General features: G+C 44.0%; 16 protein-coding genes. 7 read left to right on the top strand and 9 right to left on the bottom strand.

Going from position 1 to position 24,726, the window contains the following annotated elements; translation table 11 throughout:
* Nucleotides 1-102: 102 nt before the first annotated feature.
* A complete protein-coding gene (locus QUB26_RS26295) occupies nt 103-2,007 on the bottom strand; it encodes a BamA/TamA family outer membrane protein (protein ID WP_333320334.1) in 1,905 nt (634 codons plus the stop codon).
* A gap of 162 nt (nt 2,008-2,169) precedes the next feature.
* Entirely contained in the window at nt 2,170-2,370 is a 201-nt protein-coding gene (locus QUB26_RS26290; RefSeq protein ID WP_333052954.1) for a hypothetical protein, read from the bottom strand.
* A gap of 158 nt (nt 2,371-2,528) precedes the next feature.
* On the opposite strand from QUB26_RS26290, the gene QUB26_RS26285 reads away from it, so the two are divergent.
* From QUB26_RS26285 to QUB26_RS26275, 3 genes are all read left to right on the top strand, one after another.
* On the top strand, nt 2,529-3,056 hold the full coding sequence (locus QUB26_RS26285) for an alpha/beta fold hydrolase (RefSeq protein WP_333245772.1): 528 nt from the start codon (nt 2,529-2,531) through the stop codon (nt 3,054-3,056).
* Between the two features lie 30 nt (nt 3,057-3,086).
* Nucleotides 3,087-3,245, top strand: a complete 159-nt coding sequence (locus QUB26_RS26280) for a hypothetical protein (protein WP_333245775.1) — start codon at nt 3,087-3,089, stop codon at nt 3,243-3,245.
* Nucleotides 3,246-3,488: 243 nt separating this feature from the next.
* On the top strand, nt 3,489-4,970 hold the full coding sequence (locus QUB26_RS26275) for an ATP-binding protein (protein ID WP_333245777.1): 1,482 nt from the start codon (nt 3,489-3,491) through the stop codon (nt 4,968-4,970).
* A 125-nt stretch (nt 4,971-5,095) separates the two neighbouring features.
* Here QUB26_RS26275 and QUB26_RS26270 read toward each other — a convergent pair whose 3' ends face one another.
* The 4 genes from QUB26_RS26270 to QUB26_RS26255 form a co-directional block, all read right to left on the bottom strand.
* Entirely contained in the window at nt 5,096-5,449 is a 354-nt protein-coding gene (locus tag QUB26_RS26270; protein WP_333245782.1) for a slr1659 superfamily regulator, read from the bottom strand.
* 66 nt (nt 5,450-5,515) lie between these two features.
* A complete protein-coding gene (locus QUB26_RS26265; RefSeq protein WP_333245785.1) occupies nt 5,516-6,124 on the bottom strand; it encodes a DUF6272 family protein in 609 nt (202 codons plus the stop codon).
* Between the two features lie 31 nt (nt 6,125-6,155).
* Nucleotides 6,156-7,391: an adenylate/guanylate cyclase domain-containing protein gene (locus tag QUB26_RS26260; protein ID WP_333245788.1), complete on the bottom strand. Its 1,236-nt coding sequence runs from the start codon at nt 7,389-7,391 to the stop codon at nt 6,156-6,158.
* A gap of 306 nt (nt 7,392-7,697) precedes the next feature.
* Nucleotides 7,698-9,842 carry a SpoIIE family protein phosphatase gene (locus QUB26_RS26255; protein WP_333245791.1) on the bottom strand — a complete coding sequence of 715 codons (2,145 nt, stop codon included), beginning with the start codon at nt 9,840-9,842 and terminating at the stop codon, nt 7,698-7,700.
* A 165-nt stretch (nt 9,843-10,007) separates the two neighbouring features.
* Here QUB26_RS26255 and QUB26_RS26250 point away from each other — a divergent pair, with 165 nt between their 5' ends.
* Nucleotides 10,008-10,367 carry a VOC family protein gene (locus tag QUB26_RS26250; protein WP_333245794.1) on the top strand — a complete coding sequence of 120 codons (360 nt, stop codon included), beginning with the start codon at nt 10,008-10,010 and terminating at the stop codon, nt 10,365-10,367.
* Between the two features lie 3 nt (nt 10,368-10,370).
* The gene (locus tag QUB26_RS26245; protein ID WP_333245798.1) at nt 10,371-11,651 is read left to right on the top strand and encodes a recombinase family protein; all 1,281 of its coding nucleotides are present in this window, start codon (nt 10,371-10,373) and stop codon (nt 11,649-11,651) included.
* Between the two features lie 49 nt (nt 11,652-11,700).
* Here QUB26_RS26245 and QUB26_RS26240 read toward each other — a convergent pair whose 3' ends face one another.
* From QUB26_RS26240 to QUB26_RS26230, 3 genes are all read right to left on the bottom strand, one after another.
* Nucleotides 11,701-12,918, bottom strand: a complete 1,218-nt coding sequence (locus QUB26_RS26240) for an adenylate/guanylate cyclase domain-containing protein (protein WP_333053144.1) — start codon at nt 12,916-12,918, stop codon at nt 11,701-11,703.
* Nucleotides 12,919-13,113: 195 nt separating this feature from the next.
* Complete coding sequence (locus QUB26_RS26235; RefSeq protein ID WP_333245800.1) at nt 13,114-16,794, bottom strand: GAF domain-containing protein; 3,681 nt, start codon at nt 16,792-16,794, stop codon at nt 13,114-13,116.
* Nucleotides 16,795-16,884: 90 nt separating this feature from the next.
* Complete coding sequence (locus QUB26_RS26230; RefSeq protein WP_333245803.1) at nt 16,885-18,453, bottom strand: ATP-binding protein; 1,569 nt, start codon at nt 18,451-18,453, stop codon at nt 16,885-16,887.
* An 819-nt stretch (nt 18,454-19,272) separates the two neighbouring features.
* Here QUB26_RS26230 and QUB26_RS26225 point away from each other — a divergent pair.
* A complete protein-coding gene (locus QUB26_RS26225; protein ID WP_333245806.1) occupies nt 19,273-20,595 on the top strand; it encodes an AAA-like domain-containing protein in 1,323 nt (440 codons plus the stop codon).
* 232 nt (nt 20,596-20,827) lie between these two features.
* Nucleotides 20,828-24,580, top strand: coding sequence for a WD40 domain-containing protein (locus QUB26_RS26220; RefSeq protein WP_333320332.1), 3,753 nt, complete (start codon nt 20,828-20,830; stop codon nt 24,578-24,580).
* Nucleotides 24,581-24,726: the final 146 nt, after the last annotated feature.

Genomic DNA, 24,726 nt, shown 5'->3' with positions numbered 1-24,726 from the left:
GGAATTTTAAAGTCCCAAAAGCCTTTCGACCCCAATTATTTACTCGCTACCCCTTGACAGTTCAAGACAGTATCTACAGTTAACTCGCGACTGATGACTAATTTAAAATCGCTGCTTTGTACCGAGTATAAGTTTGAGGTCGCCGGAGTCGCTAACAGCCATATCTAAGCGAATTAATCCAAAGGACGATCGCACCCTCACACCCAGCCCAACACCCGCCCCAGTCCCCGGTTTGTCCCTGACTACCGCCGGTTTTCCGAGTACACTATCTCCCGTTCCCAAATCCGACGCAAAATCAACAAATATCACGCCGCCAACATCCTGACCCACAGGAAACCGATATTCGCCGGAAGCTAAAAAATAACTCCGGCCACTGCCAATATCCCCGCTATCGTAACCCCGCACTGAATTGCGGCCGCCCAGGCGAAAAGCTTCCGCTGGTGGCAAATCCCCGATTACCGTACCCGCTTGTAAGTTAAAAGCCAGCATTTCGGGCAAGGCTTCGGACTCGCTGATGCCGAACAAAGTTACTGGTACATAGTGTATATAATTTGCTAACAGCCTGTTACTCACAATGTTACCTCGTCCCAGAGGTATCGACTGCTCGGTGCTGAGGCTGAGAATCGAGCCGCTGGTGGGGTTGAAGGGATTGTCGCGCCGATCGAGCATCGCACCAAAAGAAACAGTGTATAACTCGTCAACGCCGCTGCCGCTGAATGTGAGAGGATTGCCGAGTTCGTCGCGACGGGCAATATTTAAGTTGCGATCGCGCGTACTGATATTTGTATAATTCAGTCCCAAAGTCGATTGCCAATCGCCCAAAGGTCTGGTAAACCTGAGATTTCCCCCCACCCGAATTTCCCGAACTCGGTTCCCGTTGGGCAAATCAATATCTTTGTTGAAAATTTCCGATATTCTGCGATCGCCAAAAGCTCTCACACTGTATCCCAAACGGTCTTCGGCGGCAAGGTAAGGGCTGACAAACTGGACATCGTACTGGATACCTCGGAGGCTGGGCTGAAGATCCACCGCCAGCCGCTGTGGGGTTGTTCCGAAAGTTCGATCGGTATAGGAAAGAGGAACAGCAAGGCCAACATCATCACTAAGACTGGCACTCACGCTAAAAGAGCGAGCCGATCGCTCTTGAACGTTGTAAATTACATTAACATCCGTGCCAACTTCTTCGATCGAAACCGTAACTTTCTCAAACAATCCCAATTGCTGCAACTGCTGTAAATCCGATCGTACAACTTCCCGGCTGTAGTTATCCCCCGCCTTGAGTTTGAGCTCACCTCGGATAAAATCTTCCGAAATTCTGCCCTCAATTCGATTCCCTTTTCTATCAACAGCTTCGCCTCTGGAATTGACAAAGCGAATTTTCACCTCAGCAACGTAAACGCCTTCAGCATTGCCCGCTTGACTGATTTGTAGAGTACCGCCTAGCTGTCTGGCGTTGCTGTTTACTGCTTCGGGGATTTCAGCGTTGGTCGCGATCGTCGCCGGAGTTTTTAACAGAGATGTAAAATCTTTATTGTGGCTGGACTTTAGAGATAGCGATTCCCTAGGGGATAGCTGCGTCGCGGGTACTTCTGGAGAAGCTGCGAGCTCATCGGATGCCGGCAAATCCCGCACAGTTGGGTTCACTTCATCCGATTGGTGACTATTTAAGACTGGAACCGATAACAAATGTCGCTTCTCATCTAGTCTAGATCCCCCTAAATCCCCCTTAAGAAGACCCACTTTGAGCATATTTCTTGTCCCCCCCTTATTAAGGGGGGTTAGGGGGGATCTAGACTTCGCTACAAACAAGAGAGACGGTGGGTTTAACGTTAAGTTATCACCAATGACCTCATCCTCCTCCCTGTGCGCCCTCTGCGCCTCTGCGGTTCCCTCTCTAAACTGGGCCTCAGTCGGTGCGGCACTCGGATCGATCGCCCCGGCTGCCAATTCGCCGCCAGCCAGCCCAGCCAAAGTCAAAAATGCAATAATCGGAATTCGCATAGACATTAAATTTAAAGCATACCCAACGCATATTACCCAAAACCTGGCCCCCTGCATAATTAGCCGAAAAGAAACCCGGTATTGTTGAGGCTACCGGGTTTCTGGGATGCTGAAATGTCGGAAAGTTCGATCGCGGGCGATCGTAAATTGGGGAAACCGAAAATTTGTTTAAATAGCTTGTCGAGAAACACGTTTCTCAAAATGAGCCTGAGTCTGCTGCAACAGTTGTTCGCGACTATCCTTAGCGGTGGTAATGGTAGGGAGCAAGTTGCGAGCTTGTAAAGTCATGTGAAGCTGTAGGTGTGCTACGTACTCACTGACATCTTCGCGAAGAGAGCAAGCCGGGTACTGTCTTAAAGTAGAGTTCAAAGTGTTCTCCTGCTTTGGGTTTGTAGTATTTTCTAATAATCATAGACAATATCATGGTCTATTTCTAACTGTGTACTCCGTAATGAAGTTTAACCTTTCGACTGCTTTTTTGTTACTCTTCTTTACAAAGAGATATTACCTCTTACGAGTCGATCGCCATGCAGTCTCAAGCACTTGGAGGACAAACGCACACATTAACTACATTTGTCAATAGCACCACCCAAACAGCCGCCTACCTCGACATCGGGTGCGGCAGACTCTTATTGATGCTGCAGAGTGTCTTAGGAGAAAAGACTTGCTGGCTGCCGTTAATTGAGTTATTGCAATCTCAGTTTCGGTGCATCAGTTTAGATATGCTAGGTTTTGGAGAATCCAGCAAACCAGAAATCCGCTACGACGTAGCTGTAGAATTTGCTTTTGTGCGGCAAGTTGTAGAACAACTAAATATCGAACCTTGCTGCATCATCGGACATTCTTTTGGCGGTTGGGTAGCATCTGCATATTCCCTCAAATATCCTAATTCTGTGAGCAGTTTAGTGTTAGCAGCACCAGCCGGAATTCGGGACGACAGTTTTTGCGGTCAATACGATGCTTTGCGGCCGCTATTGTGGGAAACTCCAGTTGTTGATTGGGCCTTGCAGTTGGCAAAACCTTTTGCGAGTTTAGCGGGAAAAAGTGAGAAATAACAGCAAATTTCCTGGTGGCGCAGGGAGTTAATGTCTCAACCAGTAGCAAGGTCATTTTTAATGAGTCGGATGCAGCCAGAAGATGCAGTTGATACAGTAGAAAAAGAAATTCACAAATTGCAAATTCCTACCTTAGTTATCGCAGCAGATAGTGACGAAACAATTCCTCTATGGCACTGTGAAACCTAGGCTAACAAGATACCGGGGGCAGAGTTAGCAATTATTCCCAATGCCACTCACGGGTTGCCGCAAACTCAAGCTCCAATTATGGCGAAGTTGACTTGTGAATTTTTGAATAATTAAGAAAAACTGTGCAAGAAGCCGAATCATAAAAATTGTGATAAGCCACAAATGGAAAATAATTGTGTTTTAGTATACTACTTTATTAGGAAATACAGAATATATTGATTAGTGTATTGTACAATTTTTTTTATGGCTCTTAAATCTTGTGTCAGCAGGAGCTACAGACATTTAGTGGAGTCGGGGGTATTACCAATGGCAGCACTGAGCAACTACTTTAATCTGGAAGAAATTACGACAGCCAGAAAAATTAGTGCTGCGGTAATTAACATCAGCGGCCGCCAGCGAATGCTTTCCCAACGAACGGCTTTTTTTTGCATGAGGTTAGTTGGCTCTCAGAATGGCGTAGAAAGAGCCAAACTGCGGGGGAATTTGTTAGAGGCGATCGAGCTTATGGAAAAATCCCACCGCGACTTAATTAATACTAGCAGCAGCCTCAACTTATTGAGTCCCCCTTCAGCCACCGTCAAGGCCATGTATTTTGAGCCACCACTGTATTTAGACAAACAAGTACGCGCATATATCGATCGAATAAAAGCCTTGGTGCAAGTTCCTGATGCCGAACTCAGGCTGGAAAATCCCCACCTGCTGTACATTGTCGAAGCAGCGGGCGGCGACTTGCTAGAAGCTTTCGATGCCGTAGTGAGTCAATACCAGCAAGAAAGCGAAATCGAACAATTTGAAATCGACCTTAAACAGGTAGAACTTTATCAAGAAAGTTGTGCTGCTACCTCGAAAGCGGAAGCTCAAGCAGCCCAGCTCGATCGCGCACTTTGCGAACTAAAACAAACTCAAGCTCAACTCCTCCACAGCGAAAAAATGTCTTCGCTGGGGGCGCTAATGGCTAGTATCGTCCACGAAATTAATAACCCAGTTAGTTTTATTTACGGCAACTTGAGCCATGCGGAAATTTATACTCAAGATTTGCTACACCTGCTGCGCCTCTATCGAGAATACTGTCCAAATCCCTGTCCCGAAATCACAGCTAAAATCGCAGAGATAGATCTTGATTTTCTAGTTGAAGACTTGCCTAAAGTTATGTCTTCCATGCAAATGGGTTCCAATCGCATTCGCGAAATTGTCAAATCTATGGGCAATTTTTCGCGAACCGATAACACTAACATGACCATGTGCGACTTGCACGACAGCATTGACAGCACCGTGTTAATTTTGCGAAACCGTCTCAATTCTCAAATAGATCGTCGCGACATTCAAGTAATTAAAAAATATGGAAAATTGCCTCCTGTAGAGTGTTATTCAGGACAGCTAAATCAAGTATTTATGAATCTAATTACCAACGCGATCGATGCTTTGGACGAGGTAGCACAAAATCAGCCCAATGCTGCGCTAAAAATTTTTATCAGCACAGAATTAGCTGGCCCCGATCGCGTGAGAGTGCGGATTGCTGACACGGGAACCGGAATGACACCACAGATAAAAGAGCGAATGTTCGAGCAGTTTTTCACCACCAAGGAAATCGGTAAAGGTACCGGTTTAGGATTGTCTATTGTCTACAAAATCTTAGTAGAGAATCACCGAGGCTCGCTTCGGTGCGAGTCGGAACCCTGCAAGGGAACCGAGTTTATCATTGAACTGCCGATCCAGCAAACTTAAGCAATTTACCAATCCTCCAAATTTATCTATTTTAACTATGTGTGGCACGGGCGTCCCGCCTGTGTTAACTATGTGTGGCACGGGCGTCCCGCCTGTGTTAACTGTAATTAAAATTTACACATATCCTACGCTAATTCTAGCTTCAAAGTTGGCAACAGCTTTTCTAAATTTCTGAGAGATTTCTGTTGCCAAGGAATATCATTTGAACCCAATACCAAAAGTTGAATCGTTTTCTTTTTTCGGACGCTAATAACAAATTTAGACAGCATACTGATACCAGAACTGTTAACAAATTCCAATTGTTTTAGGTTCAAGGTAATAGTAGGCGGTTCGCCATTGGCGACCTCATCTAATAATTCGGCTATTGGTGCATACTCTGCTGGGCCGCTCAGGCTCAGTTCGCCTTGGAAAGTGACTGTGACTGATTCTGGATCGTACTGAATGCTGTAATCTTCACCTTGAATTTCTTGAATGCCCATTGTGATTTTGTTTCCTGACTAAAATAGTGCGATCGCACAAGAGAGTAAATATTTAAATGCTAGAAACTACACGCTAATTTGAACCACAGTCGTAACAATGATGGTATCACTATCTGGCCTAGCCTCGAATTTCCAACCTATCTTAGCTGAATAGTCATTAATCATCGTCAGCAATCCCAATCCCGATGTGTCACTTTCCGATTCCGCATTCTTTTCAAGCTGCTGCAAATAAAGTTCATTGGGATCGGAATCCATAATTTCTTCAATAAACTCCTTCAACTTACTCGCCCCTTCTGAAGTGACACTATTACTGGCAAAAATTACCGCCGTCACCTCTGTTTCACCAATAAAATGTATACCAAATCTGACCTTGTAATGAGTATCATCGTTATTAAATTTAATCGCATTTTCTAACAGTTCGTTGGCGACGTAGCTCACAGCTCCTTTGCTTTCTTTTATCCGTTTCTCGCTCCTAGCATCCTCCTCATCCACCGGTAGAAAGCTAGACAAATAATCGGCTACAAAATGAGCTGAAAGCCTGTTGTTGCGCCAGCGCTGTTTGATAGGGCGAGAACTGGGGGTAAATGTAAGTTCTAGGGAGTCGTGTTCAGGAGGAAATTCTTCAATGAATTCTCCAAAGATTTGGGTCATTGTTTTTAAGCTTCCAGATGTCATGATTTTTATCCCTCCAATTGATGTATTAATGTCACTTTTGGGTGAATTTCCACACGCCATTCCAGTTAGCAGGAATACTATCTTTTAACAGCGATTGGATGCGTTTTAGGTAAAGTTGACTGGGCTTGTCATCTGGATTTAGTGCTACTATCTGTTCAAAACAAACTATGGCATTAGCAAAATTTCCCTGACAATATTCTTGGAGTCCCTCCTCAAATATAGGCAAGGTTTGAATTTTGAGCGATCGCACTGGTTCTACTTCAACATCTAACACCTCACAAACTGTAATGGCTTCTTGTCTACCTTTGACAATAGCCCGATCCAAAAAACGGATATGATACTTTTCGGGTTGACTCAAACGTTGTACCACATCTCCAGAAATTAATAAAGATACGCCATAATACTTAGTCAAACCTTCCAGACGAGCGGTGAGATTGACATGATCTGAGATCGCATCTGCTTGCATCCGATTCGCATCTCCAATAATCCCAACCATCGTATCACCCACATGGATACCAATGCCAATCTTCAGCGGTATATCCCCATTTATTTTACGGCTTTGATTGTATTTATGCAACTGCTCCAATTTCACAATTCCTGCCTGAATAGCATCATCCACGCCATCAGGAAAAACTGCCATGACTCCATCTCCAATATACTTGACAATAAAACCATTGTGCTTACGAATTTCGGGACTAACTTGCTGTAAATAGTTATTGATGAAGTCAAAGTTTTCTTGAGGAGTCATTTGCTCCGCCATCGTGGTGAAGGAACGCATATCGGAAAACATAATTGCCATCTCTTTACTCACGTGATCTCCAAGCTGGAAATCAACAATGCTCTGCTTGCCGAGAAATTGGAGAAATTCAGCGGGAACAAAACGTCCGTAAGCCTGCAAAAGTTTCTCTAATTCTTGTTCCCGCGCTTTCACCGTTTGCACCATATGCGAAAATACCTGTGCTAGTTCTCCCAGTGCATCACTGCGCGCTGCCACATCTGACAATATCTGGGGTTCAAAGCTATTATTTTTTACAGCAATAGCTGCATCTATAACCTTTTTTACCTGCTCAATGTAAGTCTGCATCTCTCGGTTTTTATGATGGATCTGGTTTTCCAGATCCGTGGAGTGTTGCGTGATAATTTCTACTAACGTTTCATAGCTATTTTTTTCATCCTCTACTTCCTCAAGTTTTTCGCTCAACTCCTGTAGCTGGGTATAGAGTTCTTCTGGAGATTTAGATGGTGCTAAATTTATTTGTGGTTTCATAATTTAAACTCCCGAATCGGGAAGCACAAAATTGTTTGATTCGCTCGCGGTAAGGTATTAGAACTTACAGACGTGGAACTCGAAATCCTGTTTCTGCTTCGATGCTTGACCACTAAATCCAAGATTCCTCGTAGAAACCTGGTTGACGACAGTCAATCGATTTTAGATTTTAGATTTTAGATTTTAGATTGACCCCACGGATAAATTCGGGGGGCAAGTTTCATGGGATACAGGTCTTTTATTTCTGGGTTCTGAGTCTGCGAAGGAATGAATCCGGGGGCTTGTATCCTGGATGCTTTCGGTCAATCATAAATTATGCACAATATTTCCCTGTTGCTTCAATACTAGCAAAGTAATGTCATCAAAAACCTTTTGTTTTCCAATAAAATTTCGCAAATCAGCGATGGTGGCTTCCTTGATTTGTTCGGCGCTCAAATGCCAGTTTTGAGAAACCACTTCACAGAGTCTTTCAATACCATAGAATTTTTTGTGCATATTTCTAGCTTCGGGAATGCCGTCAGTGTAAAGCACCACCCCGTCCCCCGGCTCTAAGTCTACTAAAACATGGCTAATCCAATGGGAAATATCCTCATCTAAGGCGAGCGGAAATCCTAAATTCATGGTGTCTATTCGCTGGATTTTACCACCTTTCCTGACCACAAGAGTTTCCTCGTGTTGACCGCTGATACTAATTGTGCGATCGGCATAGTTGAGCAAAGCTAGTGTCATATTTTTGTCGGAGTTCATGCGCTGAACATTTTTATAAATAGTGCGGTTGAGGGTATCTAAAAAACGCACCGGGTTGGATTCTTGCATTTCCTGAAGAGTGCGGACAGCAGCTTGAGTCATCACCATCAAAATGCCGCTTTCTAATCCGTGTCCGGTGACATCACCAATGCAAATTGTGACAACCCCGTTAGTACAAAGTACGTCGTAGTAATCACCACCTACTTCCGAGGCTGGTTCCATAAATCCGGCAATATCTAAATCTTCAATAGCTGCAAGTTCAGCAGGTTTTGGCAGAATCAACTGCTGCATTTGTTTGAGCATATCGAGTTCGGAACTCATGCGGAAGTTTTCCGCTTTCAGACGCTGGTTGAGAGCGGCAATTTGTTTAGTGGCGGTGGCGAGTTCCGAGGTACGTTCTTTGACTTTATCTTCTAGCGTTTCCAAGGATTCTTGCAGTTGTCTCGCCATGCTATTAAAGGAATTTCTTAAGGTTTCAATTTCCCAAATCCGACTGGAATCAACGTTCTGGTTGAGAGCACCACCTGCTAGATATTCTGAAGCTTGAGCAATTTGGTTTAGGGGGCGAGTAATCCAGCTAGCGGTGAAAATACCCATTGCAACAGAGACAATGAGAGCCACAATACACAGCAAAATGGTCTGGCGAGTGTTAGCATAAATTTGCGCCATAAAGTCCGCTTCAGGAACTACTACTACACTCAGCCAATTGAGACCATACTTGTCTGTTAGCGGAGAAACTTGGATAAATTGCCGCTCACCGTTCAGATAAAAGTCAAGTTGAACAGTTTGATCGATGTCTTCCAAACGCTTGAAGCTATCGAGCAGATAAATCACACTTTGACGCATCAGGGGGTTGCTGCTTTCCTGTGCTTTGAGCCGCTTTGTATCTTTGCCTTTTCCCACCGAAAGAGGCTGTTCTTTAAGCGAGGTGGCTATTAACTCACCCTGGGGTTCAATGATAAATACTTGACCGGAATTACCCACCCTTAAGGTTTGCAGGAATTGGCGAATTTGATCTAGTCCCATCTGGCAAGTCAGCACGCCAATTAGTTTCCCTTCGGCATCATAATAGGGTAGACTCGCATTAATTTGCAGCGTACCGTAGCCAAAATTAATATAAACTTCACTCCAAGCTGCCTGTTTATTCTCAACAGCTACTCTGTAAAAAGGGCGCGTGCGAACGTCATAATTGGGCGTGTTTTTTTCGATTGTGGTCGGGTTTCCATTATCGTCAAGGTTGTAATATATCAAGTCGCCACCCCCCGGAATCAGTTGCTGGGCAAGCTGAGGTTGTTCAAGTCCAACCAGCCGATTTACCCAACCCACACGCAGGTACTGACCTTTTTCGTTGGCAATTCCCGCGTGACCGATCGACTTAAATTGCAGAACTTGTTTCCAAAAATAGGGTCGAGCTTGCTCCAAATCGTCAAAGTTCAACACCCCCAAAGGTACAGCATCCTGATTGATCTGATTCACCAGTGGCGGAGCTTCCAGATAGGTTTGAACACGTTCGTAAACTCTCGCACTCACTTCCTGCCGCAACTGACTAACAATATCGTTGACTATCTGCTCTCCGTTTCTGTAAGAGAGATAGCCAACGCAGCCAACAGCAGCCAAAATTTGCAGAACAAAGGGAACTACCAAGACATTGCGGAGACGGAATTTGCCCGCTCTGGAGACGATCGCACTTTTTTGAGAAACCATTGTTAAAAACACTCCCAGCGGGCAGTTTTTTGTTACAAGACTTGATAATGGATATATTAAGAGCGACGGACAATGTTATCATATCAAAAACTCAACCAACATCAAAAAATCTGCGTTCATCAGCCTGCATCAGCGGTAAAAAAAAAACCATAAATCCCAACAAAAATGCAAATTACTCAATCCCTCCACAGCGCCATCCTCATCTCCAACCTGGAAAAATCCCAACACTTTTACAGCACCGTACTAAAACTGCAAAAAATCGATCGCGACTTAAAATTTCCTGGAATCTGGTATCAAATCGGCGACTTCCAGCTCCACCTAATTTTAGGTGCAACAATTATCCCAGATGCCGTAGACCATGCCAAATGGGGACGCAACCGACATCTAGCATTTTCTGTGGTCAACTTAGAGGCAGCAAAACAGCAGTTAATCGCTCACAATTGCCCGTTCCAAATGAGCGCGTCAGGTCGATCGGCATTATTTACCCAAGATCCCGACGGCAACATCATCGAACTCAGCGAGTAACAGATGAAAATCATCGCTTATTCTTACACCGAACCGCTACTGGAATCAGCACCCGCACCGGAAAATTGGGGCCAAGAAGTCGATCGCACCTATCAAGACTTAGGAGGGCGACAGCAACTGCAACAACTCCTCAAAGACTGCGAAACAGAACCAGTCAAATACCTGTTAATTCAGCGGTTTGAAGAACTAGGCGACACATTGCAGCAAGTGTGTTCGCACCTCGCCCAACTCGAAAACCTCGGCGTCGAAATCATTGTCCAAGAAGAAACAGAACCAAGAAACCGCAAAAACTTGCTGCAAATCCTCGCAGAAATCCAGCGCAGCCAACACAGCCGGAGTATTCGCAAAGGACACGCGCGCAACCGCATCAAATCCCGGATGCCACCGGGTAAGGCTCCCTACGGCTACCGGCGCGGCAAAGATTGTTATACGATCGATAAAACCACCGCCCCCACCGTCAAAGACTTTTTTGAACACTTTTTAATTTACGGTTCCTTGCGAGGTTCCGTGCGGTATTTAGCCAAGAAATACAACAAAAAAATTTCTGTAAGTACCGGCCGCCGCTGGCTGACAAATCCCGCCTACCGAGGCGATTTGGAATATCAAAACGGCCAAGTAATTTCTAACACCCACGTCCCGATTATTTCCAGAGAAGAAGCCGCCCAAATAGACAGGTTGCTGCGCCGCAACCGCTGCCTTTCTCCTCGCAGCGCTAGCGCCCCACGTTCCCTCGCAGGTTTAGCAATTTGTGCAGAATGCAAATCGCCCATGACAGTTGCCAAAGTCACCTCCTACCGCAAAGAAAAAGAATACCTTTATTTGCGACCGATTAACTGTCCAAAACAGCCTAAATGTAGCGGCATTTCCTACGATGAAGTATTGCAATTAACCATCGCCGGTATTTGTCGGGATTTACCCGATGCTGTTGCTGGGTTGCAAATGCCGAATATGAATGGAATGAAAGCAGGAATTGTCAGGGCGATCGCATCGAAACAAGAAATCATAGAGCAACTTTGGGCCCTGATTGACAGCGGCATATTAGACACGGAAACGGCAGAGTTTAGAGCCTACAAAATCCGCACCGAAATTGCCGAACTGCAAAGCAAATTAGCGCAACTACCCCCAGTAAATTTGCGAGAAATTGCCCAAACAGTTTCCCTTCCCCAATTTTGGCTCGATTTATCAGAATCAGAACGCAGGTTTTACTTTCGAGAATTTATCGATCGCATTGAAATCGTCCGGGAAAATACAAATTGGCAACTGCAAATTGTTTTCATTTTTTAAGGATTAGCTCGACGTTCATCCATAGCTCCTAGGTTAGATACCCGACTTCTTAAAGAAGTGGGGTATGTGGGTACTCTCTTAGTTCCGTAGGAGTGGACTGCGTTAGACAAGCATCGCTTTCAACCGCTGAATTATTTTTTTTAGCTTTTAACCAATAGGCGATCATCTCTCCTTTTCCTTTAACCGCGATCGCACCTCTTTCCTCAAATAAATACCGATCTTTTAACAGTTCGTAAATAGCTGTAGTAACTTGAATATATCCCGGTAATCCTTGACATTCCATCCGAGAAGCAACATTAACAGTATCTCCCCACAAGTCATAGCTAAATTTTTTAGTGCCAATTACGCCCGCAACTACTGGCCCTGTATGAATGCCAATCCGAATTTGAAATGGTTCGCCTCTGTCAGTTTGAAAATCAGCGATCGCTTCCTGCATATCCAAGGCCATATTCGCGATCGCTTCTACATGATCTGCCCTCGGCACCGGCAACCCCCCCGCTACCATATAAGCATCTCCAATTGTTTTAATTTTTTCCAAACCGTGTTTTTCAGTTAGTTGGTCAAACCTTGAAAAAATCTGGTTTAGTACATTTACCAATTCTAAAGGTAACATTCTAGCAGCAATAGACGTAAAATCGACAATATCGGCAAAAAGAACTGTTGCTGAATCAAACCTCTGGGCCGGAGAACCCTCGCCCTTTTTCAAATTTTCAACAATCGCTGCTGGTAAAATATTCAGCAATAAATGATCCGACTTTGTTTGAGCAAGCCGTAAAGCTAGCTCCACCCCCTGCCGCTCTTTAATTTCGTTTTGCAAACGTTCGACAAGTTCTTGGAATTGCTTCGTTTGCTCTTGAAGTAACTGTTGTTGACTTTGAATTGTTAACTGATTCGCCACTCGTGCCAATACTTCTTTACCTTGAAAAGGTTTAGTAATATAGTCAACGGCTCCCACATCAAAAGCTTTCACCTTATCTAAAACGTCATCTAAGGCGCTTAAGAAAATCACGGGAATGGAACTGGTTTTTGGTGAAGCTTTCAACTTTGCACATACCTCATATCCATTCATTTCTGGCATCATCACGTCCAGCAAAATTAGAGTCGGCGGAAACTCTTGCACTGTAGCGATCGCCCTTTGCCCGTTCAGCGCTTTACGAACCTGATACCCTTGTTCGGTCAATATTGTAGATAAAAGCCGCACATTATCGGGCTTATCATCAACTACTAAAATGTTGGCTTGAATTGTAGGATATTGATAGCTGTCCATGCACTCGCTCACGGTAGTTTTTCAAAATAAAAGATATTAACACTTAAGAAGTTTACCTCAACAAAAACGAAACAATATAAAAGGAGATTGTCTCGCATAAAAGAAGATAGCAACGAGACGCTATATGGGTTTAACTTTAGGTCTTTTTTAAATATAAAAACTTCCTCCAATTAGATTGATTGAAAAGAGGTATTTTTACCTCGATGCAACTGCTGATTGTGCTATCTCTATAATATCGTCAAATAGGAAATCCTGCACCAAAGTAGTTAAATATTGTGCGGAAAAAGCCAACTGGCTAGGCATTTCCTCAATCAACTTGACAATTTTCTCATCGCAGCATTCATGAGCGGCATGAGATATCTGTTCTACCCAATCAAGAGGCATTTGACTGAGTTGTAACTCGACAGATTGATTGCTAGTCACTCCGCTAATTTCGCTTTCATTGTCTAGTGGTGCATCAACAGATTCCTCGTAAATGTAACGCACTCCTAAAAGTTCTTCCATTTTCGCAAATAATATCTTTGCCTCGAAAGGTTTACGCATGAAATCATCGCAGCCTGCTCCTAAAATAGTTTGTCGTTCTTCTTCAAAAGCGCTAGCAGTAAGAGCAACTATTGCAGTTTGTTTTCCAAGAGGATGAGCTTTAATTTGTCTTGTGGCTTCATAGCCATCCATGACAGGCATCTGCATATCCATCCAGATCAGGTGCGGTTGCCAATCCTCCCATACAGCAATAGCTTCTTGACCATCTCTAGCCGATCGCACGAGGATGCCTAGTGGTGACAATAATCTCTCTATGACTAGGCAATTATCCGCGCGATCGTCAACAACCAAAATCCGGTATTCTGGTTGATTCGGTGCTAAAGCAATTACTTTTTTCTGCGGTTTAAGGATTTTAATCTCGGTGGGAGTGGCAAGGCTGATTTGAATATCAAATGCAAACTTACTTCCCAACTCAGGTGTACTGCTGACAGTAATATCTCCTCCCATCATTTGTACAAATTTGCGGCTAATTGGTAAACCTAATCCAGTCCCCTGTTGAGACTTTTGACCTGTTTTTGTTTGCTCAAAGGGTTCAAATAACTTATTCATCTCTTCAGGGGCAATGCCAAGGCCAGTATCTTCAATTTCAAACTGAAGGCGTAACAATTCCGGGTGAATGTCATTCGCATCTACACAATCAAATTCCCCCAAGCTTTCGGAGGGATTAAAACCAGTGCACCATCCAGGTTTTCTTTGTATAGCTGTGGTTTCAACCGCTAAGCTTTCGGAATGTTCAGAAGCCGCGTCGGCAAGTTTTGTTTGTGTGTCCGAAAACTCTGCGGTTTCAGCGCCCAAACTTTCTTCTACCTTCTTTTTAACTCGCAAAGTAACGCTACCCATCTCTGTAAACTTGATCGCATTTCCTACAAGATTAATCAAAATTTGCCGCAGTTTACCTTCATCTCCACTAACAAAGTGCGGTACACCGTCACCCACTTCCAAATTTAGCTGCAATTTCTTAGATTTAGCTTTTAATCGAAACATTTCTTCTAAGGTTTTCAGCAAGCGCATTAAATTAAAACTGCTTTCATTAAGCTGACTTCGGCCCGCTTCAATTTTGGACATTTCCAAAATGTCATTAATTAGCGAAAGCAAGTGTTCGCCAGCGCGATTAATAATTTCTAGGTGCTGCTGGTGTTGATTGTTGAGAGATGAATCGCGCACCATCACCTGACTAAATCCGAGAATGGCATTCAGCGGAGTCCGCAATTCATGGCTCATAGAAGAAAGGAATTCGCTCTTGGCGCGGTTAGCTGTATCAGCAGCTACAACAGCTTTTTGTAATGCTGTTTCTGCTAATTTGCGATCGGCAATTTCTGTTTTGGCTTGTTCAAAAAGGGTGGATTGCTGGATGGCAATTGCTAGCTGCACGGAAATTTGCTTGAGAGATTCTATCTCAGAAGAGATCCAATGCCTTTGACTGCGGCAGTGATGAGCAATGAGTAGCCCCCATAGTTTTTTACCTTGCAAAATGGGAACCACGAGGTTAGCTTTAATTTCCAACTCGCTCAGTAAATTAATGTGGCACTCTGAAATACCTGCTGTATAAATATTGTCGATCGCGCGCAGGTGTCCCTGCTCGTAAACAGAGACGTAGTGTTCTCGAAAACAAGGGTCATTAATGTCAATTCCCAAAATCGGCATCGTACCGACGGATACCGATTCGACGGCTATAAATCCACTCCAATCTGGATTAAATCGGTAAATAATTGTTCTATCAGTTGACAAAAACTGGCGAATTTCTTCAACAGCCATTTTCATTACTTCTTCTAGGTTAAGAGAAGAACGAATCCGCTCTTGAATGGAATTAACGAGCCGCTCCCTTTTTACTTGCTGCTGCAAGGCTAGTTCCGCCTGTTTGCGAGCAGTAATATCTACTCCATAACCCACGCACTCCACAGGTAGACCAGCAGCATCTTTGACTAACTTAACCTCATCGTATATCCAGCGATAACCACCGTCTTTGTGCCGTTCGCGGTATTCGTAGGAAATCGATTCTTTTTCCAATATCTGAGCGAATGAAGTATCAACAATCTCTCGATCGTCTGGATGAACCAGGCTATGCCAATCAAGGGAACCATCAAGAAATTCTCTGGCTTCGTAACCAATCATTGAAACAATATTATCGCTGACAAACGTTACGTCATAATTTCCCCCTAATTTGCAGCTAAAAATCACCGCCGGGGTAGTCGCTAGCAAATATTGCAAACGTTCGGTGACAGAACGCAAGTTTAACTCGGCTTGCTTGCGATCGCGAGCTTCCATTGCTAAAGCTGCGATCTGCGCCACATAGCTAGCGAAGCTTTGTTCGTCGAGCGTCCAATTCCTAGTCCTTCCCAGATGTTCTAAACAAATTACACCCGCAATTTGCCCTTTATGGGTAATAGGAACATCTAGCATGGACGAGATGTTTAATGGCCTCAAATAAGATTCGCTAAATTCTAGGGTTCGCTGATCGGTTTTGGCATCAACCGCTGCGAGTACCTGTTCTGTATTCAAAGCTTGGAAATAGCTAGGATACTCAGCAACTTTCAGTTCTGCACCGGCGCTGTGTTGATCGGGCGTCAGTTCGTAAAGATCCGCACAGCACATTGCGGATTTATCTTCCTGATAAAACCAAATACTTGCCCGATCGACATTCAGGGTACGAGTTGCCATTTGGGTAATTTCTCTCAACGCCTCACCGATATTTCCCTCGTAGATACTCGAATTTTTGGCTAATTCTAGCAAACCATTTTGTTGTTCAGTTAACCTAGTTTCTCGTTCCCGCAAAGCAGATTCAGCGACAATTCTTTCTCTAATTTCTGCTTCTAAATAACCATTGATTTCTGTCAACTGTGCCGTGCGTTCTTGAACTTTAATTTCTAAGTCATCATAAGCGTAGCGCAACGCTAATTCTGCCTCTTCACGCACCGCAATTTCACTTTGCAACTTGCGATTTATTGCCTCTAATTCTTGGGGGGTTTTTAAAGACAAAAACTGGGGCAATAGTGTTACCATTGAGGCGGCAGTGAAGCAGGAAACCAGTGCAGTAATTCCTTTTTCAATCCCCGACAGCCAATAAGCGGAATGCCACAACGTCCAAATTTCTAGCAAGTGACCCGTGCCGCACAGAATAATAAATGCACCAAATAAACCAAATATTCCTAAAAAAGGAACATCGCGCCGCTTGAAGATAAAATAAATTAACATCGCCGGAATTGAATAGTAGGCGATCGCGATTAAAAAGTCCCCAGTTACGTGCAGCCACACTAAAGGCGTTTGCCAAAGATAGCAATGACCGTGAGGCATATACTGAGTTGAGGAAAAGATATTTTTGAGTGCTTCCCACATAATAGTTGTTATTGGCAGATAATATGGATTTGATGATGCCTAAGTTAGGCAAAAAATAAACGAAACCGAAATTTGTAGCTGGACTCAGCATTATTTATTAACGCCTAAACCCTGCTTGTTCATAACAGCTTGCTTCTGCACTAGGTGGCGAGCGCCAAATTGCGATCGCAAAGGAATTTCAATGATAAACTCAGTACCTCTCCCAACCTCGGAAGTGCAGCGCAAATAACCTTCATGGGCTTGAATAATTTGATAAGAAATCGCCAAACCCAGCCCAGTACCAGCACCAATAGGTTTCGTTGTATAAAATGGATCGTAAATTTTAGAGATCGCATCATAATCTATGCCACTGCCATTATCAGCAATGTGAATCTGCACCCACTTGCCATCAACTAAAAGCGTGCGGATGCGAATTTTTAGCAGTGGGCAATGGGGGTTTTCTAAGTTTTCAGATAAATTATTTTCCCAATAGCCGTTGGTCGAATATCCCTGCTGTACAATCTGTTCTAAAGCATCAATAGCATTAGAACAAATATTCATAAATACTTGGTTAAGCTGCCCAGCGTAGCATTGCAATGCTGGCACATCTCCATACTCTTTAATCACTTGGATAGGAGGACGGTTTGCTTGTTCTTTCAAGCGGTGCTGCAAAATCATTAAAGTGCTATCGAGACCTTCATGGATATTTACTTTTTTCATGTCAGCTTCGTCTAACCGCGAGAAAGTTCGTAAAGACTTAACAATCTCCTTAATTCGCTCTGCTCCAATTTTGATCGAACCAAAAAGTTTTTGCAAGTCTTTTAAAATAAAATCGAGTTCTATAGTGTGAATCTTATCTGCAATTTCCGGCGCCGGAGTGGGGTAATAAACTTGATAAGCCTTAATCAATGCCACAATATCTTTAATGTATTCCTCAGCCGGAATCAGATTGCCATAAATGAAGTTGACAGGGTTATTTATTTCGTGAGCAACCCCAGCTACCATTTGCCCCAAAGAGGACATTTTTTCAGTTTGTACGAGTTGAGCTTGAGCGCCTTTAAGTTGTTGCAGAGCGTTCTCTAAGTGCTGAGTCTGCTCTCGCAGTTTAGCTTCCGAGTGCCGCAATGAATTTTCAGCCAAAGAGCGATCGCGATTTTCCTGTTGCAAACGTTCATTAGCAACTTCTAAAGCGATCGTCCTCTCAATAACCCGTTTTTCCAATTCTAGCATTAATTCCGAGAGTGCTTCCTGAGCTTGTTTGCGATCGCCAATCTCATTTTGTAAAGCCCTATTTGCCGCCGCCAATTGAGCGGGACTGGGAATAGCCAAGATTTTTGGGATTAGTTCCACCAGCACGGCTGCGGTACATAGCGAAATCAGCGCCGTAATCCCTTTAAGAAAACCCGAGAACCAATAATTAGGATGCCACAGCGTCCATATTTCCATAATATGAGTAATCCCGCAGCATATAATAAAAGAGCCGAACAGCATGAAAACCCAGTCAAAAGGTACGTCTTGCCGTTTTTTGACAATATAAATCAGCGTAATCGGTATCAAAAAATAAGCGACGGCTATCAAACCATCGGACAAAACGTGTAGCCCCACTAATCCAGGCTTCCACAAGTAGCAATGACCGTGAGGAATAAAATAATTTGGGAACATTTTATGAACCATTTGCATTAAATCAACTCGGTTATTTGCTAATATTTTTCAGATGTGATTACTGGAAAAACTTAAAAAATGGGGGTACAAAAATAAGAATTAGACTTTGGGACTTAACACTTGCGATTAGTAAATGCAGCGATCTGAAACTACTGTTAATTAAATTAACATCAATCGACTCAGCTTTAGCAAAGTCAACTGTCACATTTTTAATTCTGCCTTCACTATCAACTGTGACACCGGGATGACATTTTGGGCAACGATCAAGAAAAACTGAGCGCAGATTCCTTTCCAGTAAGAGCGCCAGCGCCCATTGAAATTAGGTTATAGCACTCAGCGATCAGTCCGGCAACGCAGGGCTGTTTCATTCTCACCAAAAACATGAATTTTGACTCTTGTAGTGCTACCCCTACTCCCCGTGCCTACCCCGCCACAGACGACTGCACAGGCGTTTGGGACATGGGGGCAGCCACGGGGGGCTGCCCCTACAAGAGAATGAAACAGCCCTGAGTCAGGCAACGGGGAAATCACCAGATTTAACGGATGTCACGGATTAAACTTAACGAAGAGAACCATTCTCAAAAACCTGTAGAGGTGGGTTGAGTCTTGTACCCTTGAAGAGTGCAGACAGGTTAAATACACCCGCCACTACCCCGCGAGGGAATTCTTGATTATTGACAGTGATACTCTTCGGGGATATTTAACCGATTTGACCAATTACCCCCGGAAAAATGTCGCGACAGGATCGTGTCGCAATCCAATCGGCGATCGCTCTCAGCTTTACAGTCAATTATAAGTGATAATATCAACGATACACTCAGGGGATAATTGCAAATTATGACGATAGATGAGGTACTACAGCTAACTCGTGTGCGATTACAAAAAGATTTATATCCAATACAAGAAATCATACTTCGCCAAGTTTGGGAAGGAAAAACTTATACAAGTATTGCATCTGCCTCTCATTACGGAGAGCATTACCTGAGAAACATAGCCTCATCCTTGTGGCAATCTCTCTCTCAAATCTTGCAGACATCTATTAGCAAATCCAATTTTCGCTCTTGTTTAGAATCACGTTCCCTGACCACAGAGGAACGAGAATTAATTGAAGAATTCACCCGCAGCCAATGCCTAGCAACACCTTTAGAATTTCCCGGCTCTCCCGTGCCCCTCGGTTCGCCATTTTATATCTCTCACCCGCTAATTGAAGAACTCGCCTATCGAGAGATTACCAAACCCGGAAGTGTGCTGCGGATTAAAGCTCCCAGGAAGATGGGAAAAAGTTCCCTTCTGTTACGGATTTTAGAGCGCGCGACTTCTCTTGACTATCGAACTGTAAGTTTAGATTTTCAGCAAGCCGAGGAAGCTGTTTTAGTCAATATCGATAAATTTTTACGCTGGTTTTGTGCCAACATCAGCCGTCACCTAGAATTACCACCTCTATTAGATGATTATTGGGATGAAGACATGGGTAGCAAAGTAAGTTGCACCATCTATTTCCAACAATATATATTAGCAGAAATCAGTAAGCCTCTTGTGTTAGCTTTAAATGAAGTAAATATAATTTTTGAGTATCCAAAAATTGCCAGAGAATTTTTGCCGCTGCTGCGAAGCTGGCATGAAGAAGCAAAGCGGATTGAAACCTTGGGAAAACTGCGGTTAATCGTTCTTCACTCCACAGAAATTTATATTCCTTTAAAGCTCACTGAATCGCCTTTTAATATCGGTTTACCACTGCAATTGCCCTATTTTACAGAAGAGCAGATACTTGCTTTAGCCCAGCGTCACGGAGTGGATTGGACAGATGGCTCCAATGCCGATCGACTGATGGCAATGGTGGGGGGGCATCCTTATCTGGTGCGGCTAGCTCTTTACCACCTCTGTCAAAACAGTGTAACGCTAGATCGGCTACTACAAGAAGCTCCGACAATAGCGGGAATTTATAAAGATTATTTGCGGAGTTTTTGGGCAACATTGCAAGAGGAACCCGAACTTATGGTTGCACTTAAACAAGTGGTAAAATCGGAACACGGAGTGGAATTAGATCCGATAGTGGCTTCTAAATTATTTAGTATGGGTCTGATTCATATCGATAACAACCGCTGTACCCTAAGCTGTGAGTTGTACCGCGTCTATTTTGGTTCGCACAACTTTATTTAGAGCCGACTTTACTGTTTCTTTGCGTAATCCAATATCCGCCAGGAAAAGTCGAATTTTCCTGGCGATGATAAATCGCTGCTATACAAACAAAGTCCCCCTACGCGCACTAAAAAACAAGGGAGTAATTAACCCTAATGGGGCATAATTTATATTATAATGAAGCTCCAGCACCACATCCTTACCTCTAAATAAATTCCCTACATACTCAACTTTAAACCCACCCATAAACCGCATGACCCAGGTAACATACCAAATTGGTGGCAGTCTCGCCAGTGATGCACCTACCTACGTAGTAAGACAAGCAGATTCCGAACTCTATGAAGCCTTAAAAGCAGGCGAATTTTGTTATGTCCTCAATTCGAGGCAAATGGGCAAATCTTCCCTATTAGTCCGCACCCTGCACCGACTGCAAGCTGAAGGATTTCAATGCAGCACGATCGATATGACCCGCATCGGTAGTGAAAATATCACTCCTTTACAGTGGTATAAAGGTATGATTGGGGAACTGTGGCGCGGCTTCAATCTTTTAGGGCAAGTTAACTTAAAAACCTGGTGGCGTGATGAAGAAGATGTATCATTTTTGCAAAGATTGAGTCATTTTATTGAAGATATTTTGTTGGCCAAGTTTCCTGAAAACAAAATCATTATATTTATTGATGAAATTGACAGTGTTCTCAGTCTAGAGTTCCCTGTCGATGATTTTTTTGCCCTAATTCGCTTTTGCTATAATCAACGCTCAATTAATCCAGAATATAATCGTATTACTTTTGCAATTTTTGGAGTAGCAACACCTAGGGATTTAATTGTTGATAAAAAACGAACTCCTTTTAATATTGGTCGAGCGATAAATTTACGAGGTTTTGAACTAGAAGAAGCCCAGCCATTAGCGGCGGGATTGGCAAATGTAGTCAATAATTATCAAGTTATTCTCAAACAGATATTGGCTTGGACTTCTGGGCAGCCATTTCTGACGCAAAAACTGTGCTATTTAGCCTACATAGCAACTCAAACTACACCGCAAAAAGTAGTAACAATTCCCCCAGGATCGGAAGAGTTTTGGGTAGATCGTTTAGTGCGAGAAAATATCATTAATAAATGGGAATCTCAGGATGAGCCGGAACATTTAAAAACCATAAAGGAGCGGATTATTCGCAACGAACAACGCGCGGGTAGATTACTCGGCATCTACCAGCAAATTTTACAATCTAACCCCCCCTTAACCAGCGGTTCTGTTTCATTCTCGGACTTTGAAGAGGACTCTCTGGGCAGTACCCCCGTGCCTGACCCAAATCTTTATAGGGCAACTACAGGAGAATTGCCCCTACAAGGAAATGAAAGATTTCTACCTTTTAGCAAAAGAGTGGGAGGCGTATCAACTGATGACTCACCAGAACAAATTGAACTATTATTATCGGGATTAGTTGTCAAAAACAATGGTTATTTACAGGTAAGAAACAGGGTTTATGCTGAAGTTTTTAATCTGGAATGGGTAGAGAAACAATTAGGGCAACTGCGCCCCTACTCCCAAACCTTCGATGCTTGGGTTGCTTCACAACAAACAGATTTTTCCAGACTTTTGCGGGGACAAGCCTTAAAAGATGGTCAAATCTGGGCGCAGGAAAAAAGCTTGAGTAACCTAGACTATCAGTTCTTAGCTGCTAGTGCCGAACTAGATAGGCGAGAAGTTCAACAAGCTTTAGAAGCAGAACGCACCAAAGAAGTGGAAGCGCGACTGGCCCAGGAACAAATGCGATTAATTCAAGAAAAAAAAGCAGTTAAACGACAGAGGGCCTTACTATTTTCTGTGAGTATGGCACTGCTGCTTGCCTGTGCTTTAGGAGTAACAAGTTATTTTCAGTATCGCCGAGCCGTTATTAGTGAGCGCGAAGCTCGGATGAGTGAACTTGAAGCGCTGGTTTCTTCCTCGGAGGGGCTGTTTGCCTCTAATCGTCGATTGGATGCGCTAATAGAAGCAATTAAAGCTAAGCGCCGACTACAAAGTTTAAACAAGACGGATAAAAACATTGAAGATCGAGTTATCAATGTATTGCGTCAAGCGGTTTATGAAGCGGCTGAATACAACCGTTTATCGGGACATAAAGCGGCAGTTATGGGAATTGATATTAGTCGGGATAGTAAGTTTATTGCCTCAACAAGTGTGGATAAAACGATTAAAGTTTGGCGGCGGGACGGAAAGCAAATAGCAACACTCAAAGGTCATCAGGCGATCGTTCGATCTGTCAAATTTAGCCCGGACGGTCAGTTTCTTGCTTCTGGAAGTGATGATGGGACTGTAAAACTTTGGAAACTGGATAGGGCAGGCACGGGGGCACTGCCCCTAGGAACTTTTCAGGGTCATACTGCTGGTATCTGGACAGTGGCGTTTAGTCCCGATGGTCAAACAATTGCTTCTGCCAGCATGGACAAAACGGTGAAACTCTGGAACAAAAACGGGGCCGGCACGGGGGCACTGCCCCTACGAACTCTCCAGGGTCATACTGCTGGGGTACCCTCAGTGGCTTTCAGTCCAGACGGTCAGACTATTGTTACGGCAAGTGGAGACAAAACGGTGAAACTCTGGAACAAAGACGGGGCAGGCACGGGGGCACTGCCCCTACGAACTTTCCGGGGTCATACTTCTGTGTTATCAGCAGCAGCGTTTAGTCCAGACGGTCAGATTGTGGCTTCAGGAAGTGGAGACAAAACGGTGAAACTCTGGACAGTTAATGGGCCAGGCACGGGGGCGCTGCCCCTACGAACGCTTGAAGGTCATTCTGCTGTAGTATCGGAAGTTGTTTTCAGTCCAGATGGTCAGACTCTTGCTTCTGCAAGTCGCGATCAAACTGTAAAACTCTGGAATCTTGACGGAACAGAACGGACGACATTGAGAGGTCACACTGCTGCGATTTGGGGGATAGCTTGGAGCCCGGATGGCAGTTTTATTGCTTCGGCGGGTGCAGAAAATACGGTGAGGCTGTGGCAGAGTCAAAACCCATTGCGAACGATGATTACTGCACATAAAGCGGGGATTTGGGCGATCGCACTGAGTTCGGATAGTTCTACAATTGCTACAGGCAGCGAGGATGGCACGACTAAGCTTTGGAGTCGGCAAGGTAAATTGTTGAGGACTTTCACTGTAGAAAACGCTGCGATTTATGCTGTTGCCCTGAGTGGCGATGGCAAGTTAATTGCTTCTGGCAGAAATGATAATAAGGTGAATATCTGGACTCGAAACGGAAAAGCGATCGCAACTTTGGTAGGTCATAACGCTACAGTTATGGGGTTGGCTTTCAGTCCTGACGGTCAAATTCTTGCTTCTGGAAGTCAAGATAATACTATCAAGCTTTGGCGGCCCGATGGTACTTTATTGCATACTATGACAGGACATCATGCTCCTATTTGGCAGGTGGTATTTAGCCCTGACGGTCAGCTAATTGCTTCGGCAGGAGGGGATGGTACTGTTAAGTTGTGGAAGCTTGATGGGGCAGGCACGGGGGCACTGCCCCTACGAACTTTTCAAGGTCATACTGCTGCTGTGTGGAGGGTGGCATTTAGCCCTGACGGTAAATTTCTGGCTTCTGGCAGCGGGGACAATACGATTAAGCTTTGGACTGTGGATGGTAAGTTACTGAGAACTCTGGAAGGTCATCTGGCCGCGGTATGGGGGGTGGCGTTTAGCCCGGACGGTAATATTATTACTTCTGGTAGTGTAGACAATACGCTGAAGTTTTGGAAGCTTGACGGTACGGAATTAACAACGCTTAGAGGTAACTCTGCGGCGATTCGGGGGGTAGCGTATAGTGGGGATGGGTCATTTGTGGCTTCTGTGAGTGAGGATAATACGCTGATTTTGTGGGATGTGGAGCGAGTTTTGAAAGTGGATTTGTTGGCTGATGGTTGCGATCGCGTGCGAGATTATTTACGGACGAATGCTGATGTGAAGGAGGAAGATAGACGTTTGTGCGATCGTATTGGAAGGAAATAATCTCAAGTCCGCTTTATTATAGCAATCCTAAATGATTCGTAAATGTTTTACCTCACCCCAACCCTCCCCTTGCTAAGGATCGCGAATTAAATAACTTACAATTTTAATTGTTATTGTGGGATGGGCGTCCCGCCCGTCCTTTTTGG

It is taken from the genome of Microcoleus sp. B4-C1 (genome assembly GCF_036705285.1).
Taxonomy (GTDB): Bacteria; Cyanobacteriota; Cyanobacteriia; order Cyanobacteriales; family Microcoleaceae; genus Microcoleus.
This window is presented reverse-complemented; position numbering and strand designations above follow the sequence as displayed.

Bases quoted from the DNA above. Each gene is read 5' to 3' on its own strand.
- QUB26_RS26295 (WP_333320334.1), bottom strand. From the start codon at position 2,007: ATGTCTATGCGAATTCCGATTATTGCATTTTTGACTTTGGCTGGGCTG.
- QUB26_RS26285 (WP_333245772.1), top strand. From the start codon at position 2,529: ATGCAGTCTCAAGCACTTGGAGGACAAACGCACACATTAACTACATTT.
- QUB26_RS26280 (WP_333245775.1), top strand. From the start codon at position 3,087: ATGTCTCAACCAGTAGCAAGGTCATTTTTAATGAGTCGGATGCAGCCA.
- QUB26_RS26275 (WP_333245777.1), top strand. From the start codon at position 3,489: ATGGCTCTTAAATCTTGTGTCAGCAGGAGCTACAGACATTTAGTGGAG.
- QUB26_RS26270 (WP_333245782.1), bottom strand. From the start codon at position 5,449: ATGGGCATTCAAGAAATTCAAGGTGAAGATTACAGCATTCAGTACGAT.
- QUB26_RS26265 (WP_333245785.1), bottom strand. From the start codon at position 6,124: ATGACATCTGGAAGCTTAAAAACAATGACCCAAATCTTTGGAGAATTC.
- QUB26_RS26260 (WP_333245788.1), bottom strand. From the start codon at position 7,391: ATGAAACCACAAATAAATTTAGCACCATCTAAATCTCCAGAAGAACTC.
- QUB26_RS26255 (WP_333245791.1), bottom strand. From the start codon at position 9,842: ATGGTTTCTCAAAAAAGTGCGATCGTCTCCAGAGCGGGCAAATTCCGT.
- QUB26_RS26250 (WP_333245794.1), top strand. From the start codon at position 10,008: ATGCAAATTACTCAATCCCTCCACAGCGCCATCCTCATCTCCAACCTG.
- QUB26_RS26245 (WP_333245798.1), top strand. From the start codon at position 10,371: ATGAAAATCATCGCTTATTCTTACACCGAACCGCTACTGGAATCAGCA.
- QUB26_RS26240 (WP_333053144.1), bottom strand. From the start codon at position 12,918: ATGGACAGCTATCAATATCCTACAATTCAAGCCAACATTTTAGTAGTT.
- QUB26_RS26235 (WP_333245800.1), bottom strand. From the start codon at position 16,794: ATGTGGGAAGCACTCAAAAATATCTTTTCCTCAACTCAGTATATGCCT.
- QUB26_RS26230 (WP_333245803.1), bottom strand. From the start codon at position 18,453: ATGCAAATGGTTCATAAAATGTTCCCAAATTATTTTATTCCTCACGGT.
- QUB26_RS26225 (WP_333245806.1), top strand. From the start codon at position 19,273: ATGACGATAGATGAGGTACTACAGCTAACTCGTGTGCGATTACAAAAA.
- QUB26_RS26220 (WP_333320332.1), top strand. From the start codon at position 20,828: ATGACCCAGGTAACATACCAAATTGGTGGCAGTCTCGCCAGTGATGCA.